The 3875-nt window shown below is 39.4% G+C and carries 5 protein-coding genes; all 5 read right to left on the reverse strand.

Annotation, left to right across the window (positions count from 1 at the left end; all coding sequences use genetic code 11):
• Positions 1 to 69: 69 nt before the first annotated feature.
• Positions 70 to 462, reverse strand: coding sequence for a hypothetical protein (locus AC3DU7_RS27870; RefSeq protein WP_488042508.1), 393 nt, complete (start codon positions 460 to 462; stop codon positions 70 to 72).
• Positions 463 to 489: 27 nt separating this feature from the next.
• Positions 490 to 1491 carry a hypothetical protein gene (locus AC3DU7_RS27875; protein ID WP_488042509.1) on the reverse strand — a complete coding sequence of 334 codons (1002 nt, stop codon included), beginning with the start codon at positions 1489 to 1491 and terminating at the stop codon, positions 490 to 492.
• A 6-nt stretch (positions 1492 to 1497) separates the two neighbouring features.
• Positions 1498 to 1746, reverse strand: a complete 249-nt coding sequence (locus AC3DU7_RS27880) for a hypothetical protein (protein ID WP_488042510.1) — start codon at positions 1744 to 1746, stop codon at positions 1498 to 1500.
• Positions 1739 to 2005: a hypothetical protein gene (locus AC3DU7_RS27885; RefSeq protein ID WP_488042511.1), complete on the reverse strand. Its 267-nt coding sequence runs from the start codon at positions 2003 to 2005 to the stop codon at positions 1739 to 1741. The genes AC3DU7_RS27880 and AC3DU7_RS27885 overlap by 8 nt, the downstream gene beginning before the upstream one ends.
• 14 nt (positions 2006 to 2019) lie before the next feature.
• Positions 2020 to 3875 (reverse strand): FtsK/SpoIIIE domain-containing protein (locus AC3DU7_RS27890; protein ID WP_488042512.1); only part of this gene is annotated, 1856 nt, incomplete at its 5' end.

The following is a 3875-nucleotide window of genomic DNA, read 5'->3' on the forward strand; positions in this document are numbered from 1 at the left end:
TTTACGCAGTAGCTCTATAATATAGCATATTGTTGGGAATTATTTCAGATATATCCACGACAAGTTGCGTCAACCACAGCTGTTAGCTTTTTGAATTAATTGGTCAATATTAGACAATTCTGCTTGAGTTAGACCATAATATTCTATAGACAAGTCATAAGAATGACGAGATCGTTTAACTTCCTGTTTTTCTTGTTCTAAGAAATGTTCAACTTGTTGGGAATAGCGATCTGCTTCCAAAGCGTGTTCTTTGGCTTGATTCAACTCCTCATTAGCTTTTTCTAAGCCTTGCACTTGTTCTTGAAGAAATTCAATCATTTTCCGATCATCATCTTCATGGGGGTTGAGATAACGAGTATTCAGAGTATTGGCAGCCTCATCTTGCCATGCGCCCCGAATATCTTTACGATACTCTTGTAAGTGACGCGATTTGTGTTGCATTCTCCCAAGAGTTTCTTCCATTTCCATTTGTTCTGCTCCCTAAAATATCTAAAATAAAGGTGGACGATTTAATTCAATCAAACTTTCTACCCTATCCTCTAATTCTCTGGAAACTTGGAATTCTTGCTGTTGGGCAGAGTCTCCTGAGCTTTCTGCTCCTTTAAAGTCACTTCTAGCTTCTTCTGTAAGATTTTGCGCTGTACTAACAGCTAAAGACATAAAATCTGCCATTTCCTGCTCATTTTTTGCCTCAACTTGCGCTCTTTCTACTTCACGCTTGGCAGCATGAGCATTTTCTAAACTACGTTCGGCAACACTGAGAGCGTAATGGGCATTATTTAAGGCAATATCCGCTATATGGTTAGCGTCTTGAGCATATCCCACTGCATTATGACAAGAGTTGACCCTTGCTTGTGCTCGCCCTACTTCATCCTTTGCTGCTGCTTCTTCTGCCCTAGCTTGATCTAAAGCTTGATTAGCAGCTTGAAGCTCACTTCTGGCTTGACTGACTCCTGCTTCCTGATGAGAGCATTCTGAGGCATGATATCGCCCCTCAGCGTCAGTATAACCAGAATTTTCGCAATTTCTGAGGTTATCTTTTGCGCTTTGTAAGTCTGACTCTGCATTGCGCACATCAATTTCTGCTTGCTCTCTTTGCGCTATAGCACTTCGTAATTGAGCTTCTGCCTGTCCTAACCAAATCTGTGCAATACTCAATTCATTTTCCCAATGATTTAAGGTAGATTGCGCTTGATTTTGACTGTTTTCTGCTTGTCTTAAATTTTCTTCAGCATTATCCAGCGCTTGATAACAATCAGACAACAATAGAGTAACTTCATTATAAGCTTCATCGACTGCTTCTTGATCATTCTTTGCCTGATCTTGAATAATGGCAGCATGATATTGGGCTTGTGTAACTTTTTCTTCTCCTTGATTTTGATGCCATGACATATTGGTTAAGGTATCACGGGTGGTAATTGTCCACCCTTTGAGTTCTTTAAGTAACTCATCAAGTCTGGTAATGAGTCTACGGGGATCTTGAATAGTCATATTAAATCAATTAGCATTTTCAGTTATTTCTTCGAGAAAATAAAGTATTGTTTCCATTTTGCCTACAGAATCCTCAAAATCGACTATGGTTTTTCTCCAAGCTTCTTTAAACTCTTCTGCAGCTGCTCCTTCATAAACATCATTTAGCGATCGCCATGCTGTTTCTAGGACCTCTAATTCTTCCTTAAGAACCAGTAAATGCTTATTTAAGGCAGCTTGATAGGATAAAAGTGCATTTTTGAGAGAATTATCCACCTTTTAAATACCTCTCTAATACTTGTAATTTATGGTTTAAAAAGTCTGTATAGGCAGGACTTTGACGATTTAGATAATTTTTCATCTGTTCTTGCACAGGTAGCCATAATTGTTCGTGTTTACGACGGTTTTCATCTTCCCAATGAGGGTAAAGATCCTCGTAAGCAGTTTCTACTTCTTTCCAAGAAGCACTAATATGATCGTTAAATTGTTCAAGGGTTTCTTTAAACTGTTTAAGTTGTAAAAATTGGTCATCCATTGGTTTGTTAGGGGTTAAATTCTGTTAATTACAGCATTAGCAATGATTTCAATTTGCTCCTGTAAGCCTGGTGTTGACTCTGTACTATAGGGTTTAAAGAGGGTAGTGCGATCGCTGTCATTATCCAAATCAAGGGCTTGAATAGGAACATCTCCATCCTTTTGCAAGCGAGAGGCTTTGCGAGAATTAACAACATCGAAAGAATCATCTTGTGATATCTGTAACGCGACTCGATGGCGAAAGGAGCGTAAACTTTGCCGTTGATCAAAGACATTGGATAGGGCTTTGATCCCAGAAAAACTGAGAATGAGATGAATACCTTTAGTGGGTCCTTCGATGAATAATCGCTTAATTTGCTGGGCTAAAGAGCTTTCATCGCTATAATGTGGGTTATAACTCCGTCTTAAGTCATCTACTCTGTCTAATTCGGTCATTAGGACAAAAATAGATGGTTGGGTAAGTAAGTCTACTTCACTGAGTTGGCTTCTTTCTTCGAGTTGGGTGATTAAATTGGTTAAAATCGGAGGAATATCTTTATTTTCTCGCTTAAACTCCACAGCAAACTTTGCAGGATTCAAAATTGTTTGACAAACCGCTTCTAAGGCAGTATTCCATTGTGTTCCTACAATACTGCGATCAACTACCACAAGGCGAAGTTGTTGGGGATTTCCATTTAAGGCTAAACTGGTCAAAATTGAGGTTAACATTCCATAACGAGCCGTATTATAGTCTCCTCCAATGATTAGAATGTTTTCACCGGGACGACGGCGTAAAATCACCCTTGCTTGTTGACGAACACTGAATTCTTGTCCTAACCACATCAAAGTTGGGTGTTCTGCACTAAACCAGTCAGGAATTGCTAAACCTCCTTGGGAAAAAGGCTTTCCTGCTATATTTTCCCATTCCGTAGGAGATAAACATTTACCGTAATCTAAAATATGGCGTAATTGAGGATTATCTACTAAATTTGGCTGAGAATCTCCATCAAAAACTACTGCTTCCGCATAATCTTCAGGGGGAAGTTGATGAGCTTTTTGCATTAAAGCTTGAATAACCTCATCTCGGCGAGACTTTTCGATAAATGCCACTTTACCAGAATAATTAGAGTTATCATCACCACTACTGTCATTAACTACGATTTTCCCCGGCAAATCACACTTCATTAAGGACTGTTTGCCTCGCTTGCCAAATTCTGTCAACGCTTGAATATCAGAATTAGACATTTTCATACCCATTCTCAGGTGAATGCTACCGAAAATCCCCGTTTTATCTCGCATTCCCGCCGCACCAAACCGTTGTGAAGCCAATAACATATGAATTCCTGCACTCCGTCCCTGTTGAGCTAAAATGAGTAGTTGACTTGAAGCAGTATCGTCCTGATCGTCGAAAAATAATTCTTGATACTCATCAACCACTAAAAGAATGCGAGGGACTTTTCCTTCTGGTTGTCCTAAACGATGATAATCAGCTAATTCTACCACCCCTAGTCGTTTAAATAAAGTGTTGCGTCGTTCTTTTTCCGCAATTAATTCTGTTAACACACTACGGGATAATTCAGGGGAAGAATGCAAAGAAACCACTTCGGTATGAGGTAAATTACGATAGGGGGCTAATTCTACGCCATATTTACCATCAATTAGATAAAATCTCAATTCTGACGGACTATAACGGGTTGCCAAGCCTAAAATAAGAACGTGATAAAGAGTAGATTTTCCTGAACCTGGCATTGCTCCTAGCATACCATGAGCGCATTGACGACCTTCACTATCTTGACCAAACCAAATGTCTAATGTATCAGATGTTCCTCTCCCACCAATAGGGGTAATTATCCATTCTTCACTCCTATGAGTCCACCAATTTTGTGGATCGA

It is taken from the genome of Okeania sp. (assembly GCF_983059655.1).

Coding starts and splice junctions, on each gene's coding strand:
- AC3DU7_RS27885 (WP_488042511.1), bottom strand. CDS start 2,005: ATGGATGACCAATTTTTACAACTTAAACAGTTTAAAGAAACCCTTGAA.
- AC3DU7_RS27875 (WP_488042509.1), bottom strand. CDS start 1,491: ATGACTATTCAAGATCCCCGTAGACTCATTACCAGACTTGATGAGTTA.
- AC3DU7_RS27870 (WP_488042508.1), bottom strand. CDS start 462: ATGGAAGAAACTCTTGGGAGAATGCAACACAAATCGCGTCACTTACAA.